The sequence below is a fragment of the Thermodesulfobacteriota bacterium genome (assembly GCA_034189135.1).
Classification (GTDB): Bacteria; Desulfobacterota; Desulfobacteria; order Desulfobacterales; family JAUWMJ01; genus JAUWMJ01.
Genome location: JAXHVO010000009.1, coordinates 1 through 17,880 on the forward strand (window position 1 = coordinate 1; position 17,880 = coordinate 17,880).

General features: G+C 43.3%; 25 protein-coding genes. 18 read left to right on the top strand and 7 right to left on the bottom strand.

Going from position 1 to position 17,880, the window contains the following annotated elements; all coding sequences use genetic code 11:
- From SWH54_01210 to SWH54_01225, 4 genes are all read left to right on the top strand, one after another.
- Positions 1-1,931 (top strand): WD40 repeat domain-containing protein (locus tag SWH54_01210; GenBank protein MDY6789860.1); only part of this gene is annotated, 1,931 nt, incomplete at its 5' end.
- Positions 1,924-2,214: a hypothetical protein gene (locus SWH54_01215; protein ID MDY6789861.1), complete on the top strand. Its 291-nt coding sequence runs from the start codon at positions 1,924-1,926 to the stop codon at positions 2,212-2,214. The genes SWH54_01210 and SWH54_01215, both read left to right, overlap by 8 nt.
- Positions 2,211-2,531: a M15 family peptidase gene (locus SWH54_01220; protein ID MDY6789862.1), complete on the top strand. Its 321-nt coding sequence runs from the start codon at positions 2,211-2,213 to the stop codon at positions 2,529-2,531. Before SWH54_01215 ends, SWH54_01220 begins: the two co-directional genes overlap by 4 nt.
- Positions 2,532-2,551: 20 nt before the next feature.
- A complete protein-coding gene (locus SWH54_01225; GenBank protein MDY6789863.1) occupies positions 2,552-2,953 on the top strand; it encodes a hypothetical protein in 402 nt (133 codons plus the stop codon).
- Between the two features lie 185 nt (positions 2,954-3,138).
- On the opposite strand, the gene SWH54_01230 is transcribed toward SWH54_01225, so the two are convergent.
- The 7 genes from SWH54_01230 to SWH54_01260 form a co-directional block, all read right to left on the bottom strand.
- The gene (locus tag SWH54_01230) at positions 3,139-5,217 is read right to left on the bottom strand and encodes a calcium-binding protein (protein ID MDY6789864.1); all 2,079 of its coding nucleotides are present in this window, start codon (positions 5,215-5,217) and stop codon (positions 3,139-3,141) included.
- A gap of 601 nt (positions 5,218-5,818) precedes the next feature.
- The gene (locus SWH54_01235) at positions 5,819-6,145 is read right to left on the bottom strand and encodes a hypothetical protein (protein MDY6789865.1); all 327 of its coding nucleotides are present in this window, start codon (positions 6,143-6,145) and stop codon (positions 5,819-5,821) included.
- A gap of 186 nt (positions 6,146-6,331) precedes the next feature.
- Positions 6,332-7,543 carry a hypothetical protein gene (locus SWH54_01240; GenBank protein ID MDY6789866.1) on the bottom strand — a complete coding sequence of 404 codons (1,212 nt, stop codon included), beginning with the start codon at positions 7,541-7,543 and terminating at the stop codon, positions 6,332-6,334.
- Positions 7,544-7,969: 426 nt separating this feature from the next.
- Entirely contained in the window at positions 7,970-8,224 is a 255-nt protein-coding gene (locus SWH54_01245) for a hypothetical protein (GenBank protein ID MDY6789867.1), read from the bottom strand.
- A 22-nt stretch (positions 8,225-8,246) separates the two neighbouring features.
- Positions 8,247-9,053 carry a DNA/RNA non-specific endonuclease gene (locus SWH54_01250; GenBank protein ID MDY6789868.1) on the bottom strand — a complete coding sequence of 269 codons (807 nt, stop codon included), beginning with the start codon at positions 9,051-9,053 and terminating at the stop codon, positions 8,247-8,249.
- Between the two features lie 3 nt (positions 9,054-9,056).
- Positions 9,057-9,758 carry an ion transporter gene (locus SWH54_01255; GenBank protein ID MDY6789869.1) on the bottom strand — a complete coding sequence of 234 codons (702 nt, stop codon included), beginning with the start codon at positions 9,756-9,758 and terminating at the stop codon, positions 9,057-9,059.
- 23 nt (positions 9,759-9,781) lie between these two features.
- The gene (locus SWH54_01260; GenBank protein MDY6789870.1) at positions 9,782-10,231 is read right to left on the bottom strand and encodes a hypothetical protein; all 450 of its coding nucleotides are present in this window, start codon (positions 10,229-10,231) and stop codon (positions 9,782-9,784) included.
- 141 nt (positions 10,232-10,372) lie between these two features.
- On the opposite strand from SWH54_01260, the gene SWH54_01265 reads away from it, so the two are divergent.
- The 14 genes from SWH54_01265 to SWH54_01330 all read left to right on the top strand — a co-directional run bounded on the left by SWH54_01265 (position 10,373) and on the right by SWH54_01330 (position 17,676).
- Positions 10,373-10,645 carry a hypothetical protein gene (locus SWH54_01265; protein ID MDY6789871.1) on the top strand — a complete coding sequence of 91 codons (273 nt, stop codon included), beginning with the start codon at positions 10,373-10,375 and terminating at the stop codon, positions 10,643-10,645.
- A gap of 9 nt (positions 10,646-10,654) precedes the next feature.
- Positions 10,655-10,936 carry a hypothetical protein gene (locus SWH54_01270; GenBank protein ID MDY6789872.1) on the top strand — a complete coding sequence of 94 codons (282 nt, stop codon included), beginning with the start codon at positions 10,655-10,657 and terminating at the stop codon, positions 10,934-10,936.
- 119 nt (positions 10,937-11,055) lie between these two features.
- Positions 11,056-11,205: a hypothetical protein gene (locus SWH54_01275; GenBank protein MDY6789873.1), complete on the top strand. Its 150-nt coding sequence runs from the start codon at positions 11,056-11,058 to the stop codon at positions 11,203-11,205.
- 364 nt (positions 11,206-11,569) lie between these two features.
- A complete protein-coding gene (locus SWH54_01280; protein ID MDY6789874.1) occupies positions 11,570-11,773 on the top strand; it encodes a hypothetical protein in 204 nt (67 codons plus the stop codon).
- A gap of 115 nt (positions 11,774-11,888) precedes the next feature.
- On the top strand, positions 11,889-12,347 hold the full coding sequence (locus SWH54_01285) for a hypothetical protein (protein MDY6789875.1): 459 nt from the start codon (positions 11,889-11,891) through the stop codon (positions 12,345-12,347).
- A 20-nt stretch (positions 12,348-12,367) separates the two neighbouring features.
- Positions 12,368-13,018 carry a DUF5131 family protein gene (locus SWH54_01290; GenBank protein ID MDY6789876.1) on the top strand — a complete coding sequence of 217 codons (651 nt, stop codon included), beginning with the start codon at positions 12,368-12,370 and terminating at the stop codon, positions 13,016-13,018.
- Positions 13,011-13,916 carry a hypothetical protein gene (locus SWH54_01295; GenBank protein MDY6789877.1) on the top strand — a complete coding sequence of 302 codons (906 nt, stop codon included), beginning with the start codon at positions 13,011-13,013 and terminating at the stop codon, positions 13,914-13,916. The genes SWH54_01290 and SWH54_01295 overlap by 8 nt, the downstream gene beginning before the upstream one ends.
- On the top strand, positions 13,913-14,890 hold the full coding sequence (locus SWH54_01300; protein MDY6789878.1) for a tyrosine-type recombinase/integrase: 978 nt from the start codon (positions 13,913-13,915) through the stop codon (positions 14,888-14,890). Before SWH54_01295 ends, SWH54_01300 begins: the two co-directional genes overlap by 4 nt.
- Positions 14,891-15,024: 134 nt before the next feature.
- The gene (locus SWH54_01305; protein MDY6789879.1) at positions 15,025-15,291 is read left to right on the top strand and encodes a hypothetical protein; all 267 of its coding nucleotides are present in this window, start codon (positions 15,025-15,027) and stop codon (positions 15,289-15,291) included.
- On the top strand, positions 15,291-15,539 hold the full coding sequence (locus SWH54_01310; protein ID MDY6789880.1) for a hypothetical protein: 249 nt from the start codon (positions 15,291-15,293) through the stop codon (positions 15,537-15,539). Before SWH54_01305 ends, SWH54_01310 begins: the two co-directional genes overlap by 1 nt.
- Before the next feature lie 2 nt (positions 15,540-15,541).
- Positions 15,542-15,751 (top strand): hypothetical protein, encoded by a 210-nt coding sequence (locus tag SWH54_01315; GenBank protein ID MDY6789881.1) that lies wholly within the window; start codon positions 15,542-15,544, stop codon positions 15,749-15,751.
- Entirely contained in the window at positions 15,735-16,421 is a 687-nt protein-coding gene (locus tag SWH54_01320) for a DNA methyltransferase (protein ID MDY6789882.1), read from the top strand. The genes SWH54_01315 and SWH54_01320 overlap by 17 nt, the downstream gene beginning before the upstream one ends.
- Before the next feature lie 19 nt (positions 16,422-16,440).
- Positions 16,441-16,677 carry a hypothetical protein gene (locus tag SWH54_01325; protein ID MDY6789883.1) on the top strand — a complete coding sequence of 79 codons (237 nt, stop codon included), beginning with the start codon at positions 16,441-16,443 and terminating at the stop codon, positions 16,675-16,677.
- Entirely contained in the window at positions 16,678-17,676 is a 999-nt protein-coding gene (locus tag SWH54_01330; protein ID MDY6789884.1) for a tyrosine-type recombinase/integrase, read from the top strand.
- The last annotated feature ends 204 nt before the right edge of the window (positions 17,677-17,880 follow it).

The following is a 17,880-nucleotide window of genomic DNA, read 5'->3' on the forward strand; positions in this document are numbered from 1 at the left end:
TATCCGTGGCACATAGAAACTCTCCTTATGTCACCATTTACAATACCAGCGACTGGAGCAAGGTCACTAACCCATCTACACTGCCAACAGGCGTCGGTCAAAATGTCGATTTTAATCATGACGGGTCGCAGATGGCGATGGCTCATGAAAATTCGCCCTATATTACCATTTATAGAACATCCAACTGGAGCAAGATCACCGATCCTGCCACATTGCCGCCTGCTGCTGCCTGGGACGTCGCTTTTAACCATGACGGGTCGCTGGTGGCGGTAGCGCATAATAATACGCCATTTATAACCATTTACGACGATTCTTTACCCTGGCCGGATTTTGCCGCACCTGTTTTAATCGGCAAAACCGGCGACTGGAGCAAGTTGGCCGATCCGGCCACTTTACCTGCCGGTGCCTGGAGAACAGCCTTTAATCATGATGGCTCATTGCTGGCAGTGGCTCATGAGATATCTCCCTACATCACTATTTATAATACCAGTGATTGGAGCAAGGTCGCCAATCCTGCCACATTGCCGACCGGCAGTGCCTACGGTGTTCGTTTCAATCATGACGGCTCATTGCTGGTAGTGGCTCATAGTGCCTCTCCTTACATCACTATTTATAACACCAGTGACTGGAGCAAGGTCGCCAATCCGTCCACTTTGCCGGCCGGCAATGGGTTGAGCGTCGCTTTTAATCATAACGACTCGTTGATGGCCGTGGCACACTTTAATTCTCCCTACATTACCATTTACAACACATCAGACTGGAGCAAGGTCACAAATCCAACCACATTACCGACAGGGAATGGTTGGGGTTGTGATTTTAATCATGACGGCTCATTACTGGCCGTGGCGCATGATACTTCTCCCTATCTCACTGTTTATAATACCAGCGACTGGAGTAAGGTCACCATTTCCTCATCGCCGACCGGTCCGGGAAAAGATGCAGCTTTCAATCATAACGGCTCATTACTGGCGGTGGCGCATGATACTTATCCTTATGTCACCATTTACAATACCAGCAACTGGACCAAGATCACAAATCCGTCCACCTTGCCAACTTCTATTGCATACGCAGTATCATTCAACCGTGACGGCTCGTTGCTGGCGGTGTCTCACGCTTCTTCTCCCTATGTAACCATTTACAATACCAGCGACTGGAGCAAGGTCGCCGATCCGACCACATTACCCCCCGGGACCGGGAGGGGCGCGGCCTTCAATCATGACGGCTCGTTGCTGGCTTTGGGTCACAATGTGTCCCCTGATATCACTATTTATGTCCCGATTCAGTATTCCAAAGGACATAAGGATGAATATCGAATTTCCAAAGGAACCAGCCGCTGGACGGCAAATTTTACCCCGTCCGACGAACCATACCCGAACACGGATCCCGGCGGCGGCCAGACATCCGCTTTTATATTGAACAAATCCATCGAAGCCCACCGCATCGATCTCGGTCAAATCTGGCTGAGATACACCGACCGGGTCAATATTAAAAATAAACTGACCGCCAGATATTGCCGCCACTGGTCCGGGCATGTGGATGAAGTCGAAGCCGATCGGCTGATCGTGACCGCATCCGATGCGGACAGCATTGCCATTTTCGGAACGTTACAAGGCGATCCGTTATCATATCCCTATATCATCGATGAAACCCAGGCCCAGGCCGTATTAAAATTTAAACTGGCCGGATCCAAAGCCTCGCGCCTGATGGTGGGCCAGGCCGGCGGGTATTACCTGACGGACATTGAACAGGGAGACATTATCCGCTTTGATGAGAGCGAGCTCATCGGTGATGACATTCAATATCTGGAAAAGGCGTTGCTGGGTCTGGTCACCCTGGGGACCACCCTGTTTCGGGTCATTGACAAACACTACCGCCCGGACGCGACGATCCAGCTTGAGGCAGTGACTGTAACGGTGATTGAAAATGACTGATAAAAATAACGAATTTTGCGGCCAGCATTCCGGACACGAGGCCAAGCTCAAAGAACTGTGTAAATTCAAGGACAGGATGACCGATCCCGGCGGCACCATCGACAATATCAAACAGACACTGAACAGCAAAATCGGCAAAGGACTGTTGATCACCTTTACCATTTTGATCCTGGGCCTGATCACCACGCTGTATGGTCTGAACTACCGGACCCAGCACCAGATACTTGATCAGATGAGCACCATTAAAACCGATATTGCGGTCATTAAAGAAAAAATCAAATGAGCGAATTAACCCGAAAACAAAAACGGTTTCCGCTGATGGTCTCAAAGCTGATTCAATTCGCCTATGAAAACGGATACGAGATCGTTTTTTCCTATGCTTTCCGGTGCGCGGATTGTCCCGTGGGGAAAAAGAACAGTTTGCACAAAAAGTGCCTGGCGATCGATCTGGAGCTGTTCAAGGACGGGGTTTATTTACAAAAAACAGAAGGTCATCGACCCCTGGGCGAATACTGGGAAAGCTTGGACCCGGAAAATACCTGGGGCGGACGGTTTGAAGATGGCAACCATTATTCGATATCATACAAAGGGATGAAGTAATTTTCAAAGGAGATTTTAAAATGGCATGGTACAGCTTTTTAACCAGCACCAGCAAAACAGCGGAAACCGCCGCCGAAGCGGGAAAATCGATTGTGGACGGATTGGTTTCCGGAATCGACGCGGTTTTCTATACGGATGAAGAAAAGGCCCAGGCCCGTCAGAAGGGATCGGAAACGATTTTAAGATTCTGGGAGGCAATCGCCAGAGAAAACACCGAACAATCAAAAGCCCGGCGCATGCTGGCCAAGATGACGTTTCAGGTATTTTTCTTTTTTCTCCTGGCTGCCGCCGTGGTTTACCGGTTCGATGCAGAATATGCCAGGTTTCTGCTGGCCCTGGCCGGCAAGATCATGTTCCTGGTATCCGCCATCGGCGTGATCTATTTCGGGCCCCATCAGTTGCAGAAAATTGTGAAAAAATAGAAAAGCCAGATTATTTCATAGCTCTTCAGATGGTTCTTTCCTAAAAACATAAATCACATATTGCAGATTCGGGCCGGATTTGGAGCTAAATACCGTCTTGACAATTCGATCTTTATTTGGTGTTCGACTCTCGATTGTCTGAAGCCGGCTGGAAATCAAGAAATGCTTTTCCGGTTTCAGGGTATTTACTCTAAAGTACTACATGTTGATATATAGCAGCCTCCGCCGCCGCCACCACCACCGCCTCCCGGCGGAGATGATGTGCCGGTCTGCGTATATGAAACAAACACATCCCAGTTGCCATTCGTATCTTCTGTAACCAGGTTGGTGGCTGTAGAGTCAAATGCAACATAGCGACCGTCAGAGCTGATGCTAGGATGATAGCTATTGCCATCCCCCTGCACCCCGCTGTTATCCACACTCACCCTCTCTATGGTATCAGTGTCTCTGTCGTAGACAAACACATCACGGCTGGTATTAGTATCTCCTGCAACCAGGTTGGTGGCATCAGACTCAAACGCAACATAGCGGCCGTCAGGGCTGATACTGGGACCATAGCTAAAACTATCACCCTGCACCCCGCTGTTATCCACACTCACCCTCTCTATGGTATCAGTGTCTCTGTCGTAGACAAACACATCAGCGCTGCCATTAGTATCCCCTGTAACAAGGTTGGTGGCAGTAGAGCGAAATGCAACATAGCGGCCATCAGAGCTGATACTGGGATACCAGCTACTGCCATCACCCTGCACGCCGCTGTTATCCACACTCACCCTCTCTATAGTATCAGTGTCTCTGTCGTAGACAAACACATCATCGGTGCCATTAGTATCCCCAGTAACTAAGTTTGAGGCAGTAGACTCAAACGCAACATAGCGGCCGTCAGAGCTGATACTGGACTTTTCGCTATCGCCATTCCCCTGCGCACTGCTCTTATCCACACTGACCCTCTCTATGGTATCAGTGCCTCTGTCATAGACAAACACATCACCGGTGCCATTAGTATCCCCAGTAACAAGGTTGGTGGCATCAGAGTGAAATGCAACATAATGTCCGTCAGGGCTGATACTGGATTCATAGCTAAAGCCATCCCCCTGGCCACCGCTATTATCCACACTGACTCTTTCTATGGTATCAGTGCCTCTGTCATAGACAAACGCATCATCGCTGGCATTAGTATCCCCAGCTACAAGGTTGGTGGAACGAGAGGTAAATGCAACATAGCGGCCGTCAGAGCTGATACTGGATTCATAGCTAGCGCTATTCCCCTGCATGCCGCTGTTATCCACACTCACCCTCTCTATGGTATCAGTGTCTCTGTCATAGACAAACACATCATCGCTGCTATTAGTATCCCCATTAACCAGGTTGGTGGCAATAGAGTGAAATGCAACATAGCGGCCATCAGAGCTGATACTGGGACCATAGCTAAAACCATCCCCCTGGCCACCGCTGTTATCCACACTGACTCTCTCTATAGTATCAGTGTCTCTGTCATAGACAAACATATCAGAGGAATTATTAGTATCTCCTGTAACCAGGTTGGTGGCATCAGAGGCAAATGCAACATAGCGGCCGTCAGAGCTGATGCTGGGATGATAGCTATAGCCATCCCCCTGCACCCCGCTATTATCCACACTGACCCTCTCTATGGTATCAGTGTCTCTGTCGTAGACAAACACATCACCGGTGCCATTTGTATCCCCAGTAACCAGGTTGGTGGCCCAAGATTGAAATGCAACATAGCGGCCGTCAGGGCTGATACTGGGACGATAGCTATCTGTATTCCCCTGCACCCCGCTATTATCCACACTGACCCTCTCTATGGTATCAGTGTCTCTGTCATAGACAAACATATCAAAGCAATTATTAGTATCCCCGGTAACCAGGTTGGTGGCATCAGACTCAAACGCAACATAGCGGCCGTCAGAGCTGATACTGGGAAAAGAGCTACTGCCATCCCCCTGCACACCGCTGTTATCCACACTTACCCTCTCTATGGTATAAGTGTCTCTGTCATAGACAAACACATCTTTCCTGGCATTAGTATCCCCCGCAACCAGGTTGGCGGCATCAGACTCAAATGCAACATAGCGGCCGTCAGAGCTGATACTGGGACGATAGCTATAGCCATCCCCTTGCAGACCAACGATATTCACACTTACCCTTTCTACGTTTCTGGCCTCTGATTCAAAAGTAAGAAATAGGACATTTAAAGACATTAAAAAAAATACTATTAAAGTAAAAATTAAGCTTTTTTTCATTTTTTTTATCTCCTTTTAAGGGCTAATATTAGATATTGATGCGCTGCGAAAGAATTTCAGGTTTTAGAAGAAATGAAAATAAGCAAGAATTTCAGCGTTTGGAAGAAATGAATATAAGTAAAAATTTGAGAATTTAGTAGAGATGAATATAATAAAGAATTTGAGCTTTGTAGGGGTGATTCAACTTTAGAGTAGCTTTACAATTTCCAATACCATGTCCAATTGGAAAGTCAAGATAAAAATCATTATATTTTGTACAATTCAGTTTTGTGGATTAGAGTAGTTCTAAAATCCTTAAAGTTTATTATTTTTATAATCTTCCCAGAGGCTTTCCAGGTACAACTGCATTCGCGATTGAGTTATGAATTATAAGTTTTGAATTTTGAATTGGAAAAAATAAAAAAAAGAATTTTTCATTTCATTCGCAACTCTTCACTCAGCACTCAAAACTCAACCATTCTGTTTGGTTGCCTTCACACCACCCTACCCTACGCTCTGTTTGGTAATTTTTTTTACCGGGCAGCATGGCTCAAGCACGCTGGAAACTTATAAACTGATGGGCGTCTCGCAACCCAACCTTGCGGTCTGTTGCAAGCGACTGTTATGTCTTTCTCTTATTATTTTCACTGTTTAGATTAATCAACTTACCATCACATTTGGGACAAATAGGATCAATAACATTCTTTTTTAAGTATATTTCCTCACATTCTGAACATATGAGTCTGGCCGCTTGATTTTTATTGAATTCTCTTCTTCTCAATATCGCTGTTAGGAGTACACTGAAACCAAAAATGCTAATTATTAAACCTGTATATTTGTTTACTGGAGCACCACGAAATTGGATTGGACCAAATAAATATATATATAAACCTATAATTATTACTAAGGCACCTGAGCCAATACTCTTTTTATCTATCTTTTGGGACATAAATAATATCTTTCAATTTATTAAGCAGTATAAATAATCTTTACAATCACCCTAACCTGCACCCTGTTTGGTGATTTTATTTCACCGAGTAGCATGGCTCAAGCACGCTGGAAACTTATAAACTAATGGTCGTCCCGCAACCCAACCCAACCAATGGGTGTCCCGCAACCCGCAACCTTATCTTTTTCACTCAATTCCACCAAGATCTTTCATATATGGAAATGATTTCCGAGTGCTTTGCACCTGCTTAAAGTACGCTTCTTTTGTCACATTGAATATTTCCCCATTTTCAAACCCAAAGGGAAGCATTTCCTTTATTGAGTGTAGGTATTCCGTGTTCCGGCAAAACATAGGTGTAAATAGTATATTGCAATTTTCACCAAGTTCCTTTTTCATAAAAACCGAAGCTTGGCTAATAGTGTTTGAAGTGTAAACCAAATCATCTACAAGCAAAACGGAAAAACTTTCATCCTTATCTCCATACAATGCCTTTAATGGTTGCAAGGTAGCTTTATTATAATCGTTATCAAAATAGTAACAGCTTTGGTCTTTTTTAGCTTTTTGTTTAGCGTCAAGCCACCGATTTGCCCACAATGAAAGAATAGGAACTCTACTGAAAACCTCTCTTCCTAAAAAGTCTGCGACCACTAATCCGCCATTAGATATTCCAAAGACTGCTGCAGGTCCAAATCTACCATTACGAAAAGGCTCTTTTAATAGAGTCTGAAGTTCTACAATCCTCTTCCACCAATCATCCCAAGGTAGAATATTGAATGAAGCAGATTTTCGAAAACTTGATAGAATATTTGGTATATGAACTTCCATTTTTGGAAAAGTCTCGAAAACCAAACTATCACTATTGGTTGTGTCCCCTATGCCAGAAATCAAATATTCAGATAATTCAGCTATTGCCCTTTTCGGATTTAAACAATCATAAGAAAGACAACGAAATCCCTGAATATCAAAAGGTATTTCCGTATTTTCTTGTCGCATTAGAACAGTAACTCTATTCTTCAAGCTATATCTTATCCCTAATTCAAAGAACACATTAGGGTTTCTTCCTGTAATATCGGTAATACAAATATCGGCAGTAGCAATATTTTTTAAGATACTTTTTGTGATGGACCCTGAAACATTCTTATCAACTTCTCTTGCAACAAAAATATCAACTTCTAGCTTCTGTTTTACTACATCAATTGAAGGACAAATAATATTATCATAAATATAATTTGACTCTATATTTTTTCTTTTATATTCATCTTTTGAACCAAAAGGCATTAATACAAAACATTTTAAAATTTCAGATCCATATTTTTCTTTAAAACTATCCGAGCTGAAATCTATCTCTTCTGTTTTATCTGTTATACATGAAATATCTGTTTCTATATTCTTAACCATAGTTACTCCCCCTCTTTATTTAGTATTATTCAAGCACAGATAAAATATAACATATATATTGGATAGTTTTCTTGCGAAGCCATAAAATCGAACTTACCGATAATTTCAGCTAAGGTTTATTATTTTTCGCTCATCCCAGAGGCTTCCCAGGAAAGCAAAAAGCAAACAAATCAGACAAACCATGAAAGCAGTATAAATAATCTTTACAATCACCCTACCCTACACCCTGTTTGGTGATTTTATTTTACCAGGCAGCATGGCTCAAGCACGCTGGAAACTTATAAACTGATGGGCGTCCCGCAATCCGTCCCGCAATCAATATATCAAGGAACGTCCCGCAACCCGGATAAGTCAAGATATTTTTAAAAGCCGGTTTGTAACTGGTTGGATTTTTAGGTAAATAATCTTTTATAAAATTATATTTTCCTACCTGCAATCGCTTTTTGTAATCCGGCCCCACCGGGCGGTGGCCGTGCAGTAATGCGGGGCGGTTTTCCAGTCGCCTTTGTTGGCATTCATGGCCCAGACATGAACACCGAAACCGTATGCCTTGTTACCCTGCAAGGCGGCACCGCGGACAATCGCACTCATATCGCCCGGCACTTTATTAAATCCGAGATAAACACTATTTTCGTCAAATACCACCCAGGAGATTTCGGGAATGTCTTTCAGATAGGCCAACCTTGCTTCAAGGGCTTTCTGGTCACCACATCTTTTCTACATCATCTTCTATATCATCCTCTATATCATCATTAAGAAGGCTGTTAAAATCTAATCCGCTCCTTAATTCAACTTCATCCACTGAAACAATAAACCCCGGCAAATCTCCTTTTGAAATTTTCCTGTGAGGGATTATAAATGCTATAGCATCCATTGATACCGAATCGAAAATAACTTTATAAAAATGAGTTGGTACATGAACGCCATTTCCAATAATTTTATGTTCCCCTTCAAATAACACCCCAGTAATAACATAAAGCTCTTTGCGTTCATTTACCCATTCTCGAATATATGATTCAAGATGCCTCCATCCTTGCCGATTTAATCCGGGTAATTGAGGTGTCATATTACTTAAAAGAAAAGATTCCATCATTGCGTTGTAAGAGCTATCAACGGTCGCTGACGCAGCCATATGACCTCTGTCATAACCTGAACCTTTATAGTCAGACAATGCAGAACGATATTTTACCGGAATTTCAGTATCCGGTTTAAATTTATTTGAGCGCTTGAATTTTTTGTTAACACTATCTGGAGTTAAGCGATAAGCAACCCATGACGGAATCTTTCGGTCATAATCGTAACCGACAGCATAACCTTCCCGGCATAGAAGCTGATCTTCTTCACCTGGGATTCCGAATGCAACATGACCGTTGCATTTGAAAGCAGCGGTAGGTTCACTTAAACAATCTGCATATACTGATACACAGATCATTATGAAAGATAAAGTAGCAACAATAATCCATGCCCGATATATTTTTTTAGAAGCCGAAAAGGTTTTTAGGATCTTCAAGGTCTATTCTTTTTTTTGCGTTATTGATGAAAAAGCGGAAGCTATTAATCCTGTGGGAATAGCAATAATTCCTAATCCAACCATCAAAATGAAAAACGTGAAAATTCTTCCCCCAGCGGTAATAGGATAAGAGTCACCATAGCCAACAGTAGTCAGAGTAACAACAGCCCACCACAAGCAATGAAAAATAGATTTAAAATGCTCTGGTTGAACTGGATTTTCAAAATAATAAATGCCTACTCCAGCAACAAAAAGTAGGAAAACCGTCGCCACGAAGAATAATATTAACTCTTCTTTAACAGATAAAAATGCACCTTTAAACCTCTGAATGGCATTATTATATCGTAAAATTTTCATGGCACGTATCAATCTAAGTAAACGAAAAATTCTAATTGATCGAAGATCGATTCCACTTGCGACATAAAAAGGCAGAATTGCCAACAAATCAATAATTCCAAAAAAACTGAAAATAAATTTCAATTTTTTTTCTGCAACGATAATTCTTAATAAATACTCTACAGTAAATAATATAACTGTGATAACTTCAATTATATGCAGCACATATCGGGTTTTCACTGAAAGGTCAGGAAGGGTTTCGATTGAAAAAGAAATGAGAGATATTACTATAAGAAATTGTGATGATAGATCAAAAATCTTGCCAGGCGCAGTATCCCTGTCCTCAACAATTTTTTTAATTTTAATCATTTTTTAATACTATCAAATCAGCTTTAGGTGCCTGTTTTTTTTTCTGGCCGCATGCCTTCAAGGAATGCATAAATAATGAAATTGAGACTTTCAAGTTTGCCCGGATTTATCCTGTCGATTTCCAGCAGCTTTTCAATGCACTCCCTAGCTATTTTTTTATTGTTAAAATTAGCCAGCATATCACCTATTACTGTTTCCCGGTCTGATGCACGTGAATATATGCCTTTGGGTTTTTGAGTGAATTCCGGTGCATTATACGTATAATCTTCATTCTTTTCTAAAAACAAAGACCTTAAATCTACGTTATTGTTACCCGCCCATTCTATTACCTTAAAGAGATCAATAGTGCCCCTTTTTATTTTGTTTGCTAAATTTTTTTCAGAAATCCTAAATATATCAGTAGCTATATCCTTTTGAAGCAGCCCTGAAATAGCCATCATTCTATCAATTATAATTCTTGAGGTAACTCTCATGTGTATTTTTTCCTTGACAAGGTAACTATATAGTGTATCATTAGCCTTAACATCCGATAAAGACGGTATTCTGGAAATCCGGACAAAACAAGTCTAAACAGTTAATCTTATCAAACTGGAACATAGGATACAAGGCAAAAAATGGATAAAAAAACAAACACCCATCTAGCCGTCATTCAACTCAGACTCCTTGGCTACCCCATTAAAAACATTCGCCAATCTCTTCACAAGCTTACCGAGATTTCCCAGCCGGAAATGGCTAAAGAGTTGGGCCTGTCCCGGCAGTGTGTGACCCACTATATGGCTGGCAGGCGGGGTCGGCAAAACCGATTTACCGAAATCCATGAAAATATCGCCGCCATGTTCGGTGTACCTACAGAGGTACTTTTTGAGGATGCAGTCAATCAGGATTAAGGAGGCATCGTGTCGAAACAATTGACAATATTTAAAGATAATCAGGGAAAAATTACTATAAATAACTATGGGAAAAGCCTGGAATCTCAAAATGTCAGAATGGATGCCGAGTTGAAACAGTGGCTCACTGATATAGGCAATGCCGTGTCCGGCGCTACCGGCAATCCAAGATTTGGAGCTAGTAGCGTGGCACGTGAAGCGATTATATTTTACCGTGATTTTTATCAAATGAGAAACAAGCTCCGCAAATATAAAAAAACAGTGTCAGCATTGATAGATACTTTACCATAAAAAATTTTTTGTGGCATGTGCACTTGGGTGCACTTTGGTGCACCTAAATATCATCCAGGTGCACATTAGGTGCACTTACAATGATTACGGGATGTTAAAAGTCAAGAAATGTTCTGATTATGACAAACAAAGAAATCGATCCGTTTGACAAAATGGAAAACGGCCATGATCGCGTATTCTTTATCATCCGCCAGATAATAGCCGGGGTCGTGGTTATCGGCGGAATTATTTTTATGGTGTGGTTTTGGCTGCTGTCCGCGAAAACATAATAAAAAAACCGGTACCGGCGGAAATCTGCGCCTATTGCGGTTTTTATACATTCAAATACAGGGCGGAGCCGGGCGGTTGGGCGTATTGTGAATTTTTCAAGCAGCACTTTCCCGATCAGAAAACCGGAACGCCGCCGGGAAAACGCACCTGTCCGAACTTTAAGGTAGATGGAAGAGATAGGTAGAAGGAAAAAGGTAGAAGACTGAAGGTGGAAGGATAAAAACCGTTTTGTTACCTTCGACCTTTAGACTTTAACCTTCAACCTAAAAAACCGGAGGTTTTTTTCATGGTCGATCTGATTATTTTCTTAATTTCCCAGGGCTACGGTTTCACCGAATCCCTGGAGCTCTGCGGGCTTAAATCGTGAAAGCGGCGGACAGACTGGTTGAATGCCCAAAAAAAGGCCGGCACATCAAGCATGTGGATGCCTGTATGGCCAACTGCAAACGCTGGCGCACCTGCAAAGCCGTTAAAGCCTGGAAACAGCCCTATTTGCCAATTTTTTCACCGTCACTGCCGGGACGGAAACCTGCCGGCACTCCTCCGCCCGGCCATCCTGACGGGTAAAGTAGCGGCCTGACCTGCATCGGGCCTGCCAACAGGATATAAAAAACCGACGGGGCCGTGCCGTGATCACGGTGATCCCCCCACCATCACCGGACACGCCGGCCCGGTCGGTCACTTGAACGTCTATTACACCATTATGGAAATATACGCAGAAGATATAAATTACTGGAAGACGGGACGTACCTCACCTGATGGATGGATTGATAAAGCCAAAGCTCAAATTGAAAAACTGGATGGTCGAATATTAGCTGAGGCGTTCGGATCGGAGCCAACCACTGGAAGAAGCGCGTATATGCTCGGTTTTGAGGTTCAGGGCAACAGGTTTAAAGCGATATGGCCGGTTCTGCCAACAAAAAGCAGAAAAAATGAAAAAGCCGCGCGTATCCAGGCCGCAACCATGCTTTATCACGATATCAAAGCGAAGTGTATTGCGGCAACGGTCAAAGGCGCCAGGGTGGCTTTTTTTGAGTATTTAATGCTACCCGATGGACGTATTGCTTCCGAAGCATCTGAAAAAGAATTGTCCGATGGAATTCCTTCTATACTACTTACTTATAATCAATCTCTGGATTAGACGCATAATCCCATATTAAAATGCTGAACAAACAAAATTTAAATAAAATCGACTGGACGGATTACACCTGGAACCCGATCGCCGGTTGTCTGCATGGATGCCCCTATTGCTACATGCGGCGCATGGAGAAAAGATTCTCCGGAATCATGACGCCTGTATTCCGGCCCGGGTATCTCGCGGATCCGCACCGCCTTAAAAAGCCGTCAAAAATATTTGTAGGATCATCGGGCGATATGTGGGGCGAATGGGTGGGACGTAATCATATTCAGGCCGTGCTTGAGTCATGCTCCCAGGCCCCTCGGCACACCTTCCAGTTTCTCACCAAAAACCCCGGGCGTTATATGGAATTCCCTCAGATAAATAACGCCTGGTACGGCACCACCTGCGACGGCACCGCACGAACCGAATACAACATCGCCAATCTGGTGTTTGTCGTCCAACACCCCGTCAGGTTCGTTTCCTTTGAACCCCTGCTGGCCCCGGTGAACCCGGATCTGAGCGGAATCAACTGGATCATTATCGGCGCCGATTCCAATCCGGGCGCCTTTAAACCGCCGGTGGAATGGGCCTACCATCTGATCGGCCTGGCCGAAGAAAAATCAATCCCCGTGTTTGTCAAAGACAACTACGGATACCCGGACCGCATAAAGGAGATGCCGGAACATGGCTAAATACAGACCGATTTTCACCCGGATCTGGAAAGATCCGGACTTTGAAGACCTGGACCCGGAGTCAAAACTCATTTTTATTTATTTGTGCACCAATGAGTTGACCACCGAAAGCGGGATATATCCCATTTCACTTAAAACCATTTCAAACGAAACCGGAATCCCTTTGCAAACCGTTTCCAATAGGTTTGCAAACGGTTTGGAAACCGATGGGAAACCGTTTACAAACGATAAAATCAAAAATATTCTATATGACGAACAGTCTAAATATGTTTTTGTGGTTAAATTTAGAAAGTACAACAAGGGCGGCAGCCCATTAAAGATTGAAAAGAGCATTTTAAAAGACTTTGAGACATCTAACTGCACGTATTTATGGAATAATTTTATAAACGAATACCCGGACTATAAAGACAAAATTCTAACCGTTGGCAAACCTATTGCAAACGGTTTGCAAACGGTTCCAGCAAGTGTCACGCCTAATCCTAATCCTAATCCTAATCCTAAGATAGCTTTATTTACTAGCGTAAATAAAGCCCCCGTGACCGGGGGCCATTTTTCCGATCGGGTGGGCGATTATGCCGAACCGATCATCATGCACTGCCGGGAGATTCTAAAACTACCCACCAAAAAGGGCCGGCAGATATTCAATCCGTTTCAGTGGGTCCAGTTTCAAACCAACGAAAACATGCACCCCGGGGCCATTCTGGAAACGGTGGAAGCCCTGGCCAACCCGAAATACTGGAACGGCATCCGTGCCGGTCCCTGGGAATATGCCACCAAGATCATCAAAACCAAAAACGGCAACTGGAACGAACGGGATCATATTGCCGAAAGCAAAGAATTCAAACAACTCTGGATCAGCCCGGAAATTCAGCAGCTGATTAAAGACATCGGGTCATGAATCACCGTGAGCGCATCGAACATATCAGATCCGCCGGCATTGCCGACAACACCGTTCGGTCGTATGAAAGCGATCTGAAATACTTCTGGGGGTGGGTAAAAATCACCCGGGGGGCGGATATCCGCTATCCGGTTTCTCCGGCGCTGGTGGAAGCCTTTGTGCTGGACCACATCGAGGGCCTGGACCACCGCACCGATCGGCTCATGGTGGAACACGGGTTCAAGGACAAATTCGGCCGGCTGCATACGATAAACACGATTCGACACCGGCTGAAAGCCCTGGGCTGGATCCACAGAATTAATAATTTTAGCGATCCGGGCGCTTCAGAGAAAATTGCCGATCTCTTGCGCGCCGCCAAAAGAATTGAATCCAAATCCGGCCGGGTTCCCAAAAAATCAAGGCCGATTACCCAGGACATACTTGAAAAAATGGTTGCACAGATTAATCGGAAAACAAAAACCGGGATCCGCAACGCGGCGATCCTGATGTTCGCGTTTTATTCCGGAGGTCGGCGACAATCAGAAGTTGCCGGGGCAAAATTTGAATTTTTAACGAAAATATGGGGAGGCTACACCTACCTGCTCCACAGGAGCAAAACCGACCAGAACGGCATCGGCCGGAAAAAACTCCTACGGAGCAGGCCCGCCCGGTATCTGACAAAATGGATTAAAGCAGGAAACATCACCGACGGTTATCTCTTCCGGCGCATTATGGGAAACCGGGTCACCGAAAAACCCATCAGCAACCAGGCGGTCAACTATATTGTGAAAAAATATATTGAAGCCATCGGCGAAGATCCCGAATATTACAGCGCCCACGGCCTTAGACGTGGATTTATCACTACTTGTGCCAGGAAGAAAATACCCACCGAAGATATTATGCAACTTACGGACCATAAAAATTTTAATACCATCTATGGCTATTACCAGGAAGATCGGATCAGTAAAAATCCGGCCACCAAATTATATAAATGAGCCTGAAATTTTCTAAAAACGCGAAAAATTTTTTTAACTCAGCCTGGCCGCAAGCCAACGGCCGGCATAAAAACCTGGGTTTTAACAAGTAACGGTTAGTGTAAGTAAAAAAACGGCAAAAAAAGGAAAAAACCATGAATTCAAATCAGGCAATTTTTTTTATTTTTGATGAACTCAGGGAAGGCCAAAAGAAATATCCCGACTGGCCGGAGGATCCCGTACTCGCATCGGCCATTCTTGCCGCGGAATCCAGTAAATTAAGCCAGGCGTGTATTGATTATGCTGATAACAAAGCCAGCGATGAAAAAATGATTAAAGAGGCCGCCCAGGCCGGCGCCGCTGCGATTCGGTTTATAATGAATATGGCGAAATATCGCCGGACAAAACCAGATCAGGATTAATGGAGCAATTATTACTACCGCTTAAATTTCAAAGCTATGAAAAAAAGTTTTCACAACAAAGCGATCAACGGGCGAATGAAATCGCCAACCGGATCCTTGAAAGCATAAAAGAAGAGCCGGAAGAGCTCCAACAGGCGATTGTGTGTGAAATATACTACCTGACCATTTGCGAAAAATTTGATCAGATGCCGCGAATGCTCGTTCAAGGCATGATCGTAAAATTAATCGAACGTTATATTGCGAGGTAAATATGAAAAACCCCTGGTTAAGAAAAGCGCCGGATATCTACCCGGTTGATTTTATTCAATCGGCATCCGTGGAAGATCGTATCAGCGAATTAAGCAATTTTGATGAAGCCAAATTACGCGCCGTGATTGCCTATCCCGGAACACAAAAAACCGTGAGAAGAAAAGCGGAATGCCGGTTAAAAACGATTTTAAAAAATGACACCGTATTTTGAAACAGAAAACGGGAAATTATATTGCGCAGACTGCCTTGAGATAATGCCAAGACTTGAGCCAGTGGATTTGGTGCTGACTGATCCGCCTTATGGTTGTAATTTCAATTTCACAAAAAAAAGAAATAGAACTTCAGTGCTTAGTAGAGGTTATGGGCCGTATAAAACAAAAGATAGAGCTTGGAAAAATATCATCGGTGATGATCAGGAATTCAACCCCTCACATTTATTGCCATATCCAGAAGTAATTATTTGGGGGGCAAATTATTTTTCTCATCGCCTGCCGGTATCAAAAGGTTGGATGATTTGGGACAAAAAGGCTCATACATCATCAGATAATCATGGAGATTGTGAATTAGCATGGACTAATTTATCCATACCTATCAGACGGTTTGTGCATTTATGGCGCGGTGTAATTAGAGCTGGTGAAGAAAATCCCAAAAATGGAGGGAAACTTCATCCAGCACAAAAACCAATAGCTTTAATTCAATGGTGTTTATCTTTTTCAAAAACAAAAGGGATTGTTTTAGACTCATATCTTGGATCAGGAACAACTGCAGTTGCTTGTGAAAGAATAAACCGCCGTTGGATTGGCATCGAGATTAGCGAAGAATACTGCGAAATCGCAAAACAAAGAATTATAAACGAAACAAGGCAGCTAAAATTATTTTAATGGAATTAAATAAGTAAACATGGAAATCAATCCCAGATGGTTGAATCTCGATCAGGCAAATAAATATTGTCCGATCGGACGAAAAAAATTAATTCAGCTTATCCAGGACGGCAAAATCCAGGGCGGCCGGCAAAGCGATAATCAAAAACACCCCTGGTTTGTCGATCGGATCAGCCTGGACGATTATATGCAATCTATGATCAATTTTACCGAGGCTAAAAAAAAAGCGATTGAAAACATGGAAAGGATCATGTAAATGGATTTTATGAATCTATTTAAACGCAAGGATCGTGGGACCTGGTACGCCCGGATTGAACGATGCAAAAAATTTCCCAATGGGAAAAAGGTCGCTTTAAAAACCAAAGATAAAGAAGAAGCCGAGATCATTTTTCGGGAAATGAAAATACTGTGGCTGGAAAACCGGCTCGCTGAACTGGATGGATCGCCACGGATATCCCTTAAAGATTTTATCAAAGAATATACCGAGCATCCGGTCCGTAAATACCTGGCCGCCGACACACTTCGCATGGATCGCCTGGCATTAAAAAGCCTGGGCGATGTCATAGGACAGAGCGCAGCAGTTAAAACAATCAATGAGCAAAAGATCAACCAGTTTATAGAGGCGTGTAGCGCCCGGAAACTTTCAAAAAACACCATCAACTCTTATTTGCGGCACATCCGGGCCGCCCTGAATAAAGCCCGAAAATGGGGCTATATAGAAAAAACGCCCGAAATCGTATCGATTAAAGTTAAAAAAACCCTGCCGGTTACACTATCATCAAAAGAAATAAAAAAAATCCTGGAATATTCAAAAAAAGAAAATCGCGAAATGTGGCGGATCATCACTTTTGCAATATGGACAGGCTGCCGGCGCCAGGAAATACTTAACCTGAAATGGCAAGATATCGACGAAAACTCTTGCAAGGTTACCGGAAAGGGCGGCAAAGAAAGGATGATCTATCTTTTGCCGGATGCACTAAAAGCCCTGGGGAAAAAGCGGGACATCGGCTCGGTATTTAAACGCATACATAAAGACACGGTTTCACATCAATTCAAAGCCATGGCCGACGCTTGCAACATAAAGGCCCACTTTCACAACTTGCGGCACACCGCGGCCACACACATGCTGAAAAACAACATACCTTTAAAAATTATAAAAGAGATCCTGGGCCACGTCGATATCCGGACAACCGAGATTTACACCCAGGTTTTCAATGATGTGATTGCAAGGGAAATGAAAAAACTTAAATATTAAAACGCATATATTTTTTAATTATGCTGCGACCCATTTTGTATCCATTTATCATAACTATTCGGAATCTTTAATATGTCATACTTATTCGTAATCAGCAGGCAGGCGGTTCGACTCCGCCCGTCGGCTCCATAACATTTAAAGGGATTACGGCAACTTATGACGTAATCCCTTTTTTATATTAAACCACCTATCTCGGCAAATCAA

Coding starts and splice junctions, on each gene's coding strand:
- SWH54_01215 (MDY6789861.1), top strand. CDS start 1,924: ATGACTGATAAAAATAACGAATTTTGCGGCCAGCATTCCGGACACGAG.
- SWH54_01220 (MDY6789862.1), top strand. CDS start 2,211: ATGAGCGAATTAACCCGAAAACAAAAACGGTTTCCGCTGATGGTCTCA.
- SWH54_01225 (MDY6789863.1), top strand. CDS start 2,552: ATGGCATGGTACAGCTTTTTAACCAGCACCAGCAAAACAGCGGAAACC.
- SWH54_01230 (MDY6789864.1), bottom strand. CDS start 5,217: ATGAAAAAAAGCTTAATTTTTACTTTAATAGTATTTTTTTTAATGTCT.
- SWH54_01235 (MDY6789865.1), bottom strand. CDS start 6,145: ATGTCCCAAAAGATAGATAAAAAGAGTATTGGCTCAGGTGCCTTAGTA.
- SWH54_01240 (MDY6789866.1), bottom strand. CDS start 7,543: ATGGTTAAGAATATAGAAACAGATATTTCATGTATAACAGATAAAACA.
- SWH54_01255 (MDY6789869.1), bottom strand. CDS start 9,758: ATGATTAAAATTAAAAAAATTGTTGAGGACAGGGATACTGCGCCTGGC.
- SWH54_01260 (MDY6789870.1), bottom strand. CDS start 10,231: ATGAGAGTTACCTCAAGAATTATAATTGATAGAATGATGGCTATTTCA.
- SWH54_01265 (MDY6789871.1), top strand. CDS start 10,373: ATGGATAAAAAAACAAACACCCATCTAGCCGTCATTCAACTCAGACTC.
- SWH54_01275 (MDY6789873.1), top strand. CDS start 11,056: ATGACAAACAAAGAAATCGATCCGTTTGACAAAATGGAAAACGGCCAT.
- SWH54_01290 (MDY6789876.1), top strand. CDS start 12,368: ATGCTGAACAAACAAAATTTAAATAAAATCGACTGGACGGATTACACC.
- SWH54_01295 (MDY6789877.1), top strand. CDS start 13,011: ATGGCTAAATACAGACCGATTTTCACCCGGATCTGGAAAGATCCGGAC.
- SWH54_01300 (MDY6789878.1), top strand. CDS start 13,913: ATGAATCACCGTGAGCGCATCGAACATATCAGATCCGCCGGCATTGCC.
- SWH54_01305 (MDY6789879.1), top strand. CDS start 15,025: ATGAATTCAAATCAGGCAATTTTTTTTATTTTTGATGAACTCAGGGAA.
- SWH54_01310 (MDY6789880.1), top strand. CDS start 15,291: ATGGAGCAATTATTACTACCGCTTAAATTTCAAAGCTATGAAAAAAAG.
- SWH54_01315 (MDY6789881.1), top strand. CDS start 15,542: ATGAAAAACCCCTGGTTAAGAAAAGCGCCGGATATCTACCCGGTTGAT.
- SWH54_01320 (MDY6789882.1), top strand. CDS start 15,735: ATGACACCGTATTTTGAAACAGAAAACGGGAAATTATATTGCGCAGAC.
- SWH54_01325 (MDY6789883.1), top strand. CDS start 16,441: ATGGAAATCAATCCCAGATGGTTGAATCTCGATCAGGCAAATAAATAT.
- SWH54_01330 (MDY6789884.1), top strand. CDS start 16,678: ATGGATTTTATGAATCTATTTAAACGCAAGGATCGTGGGACCTGGTAC.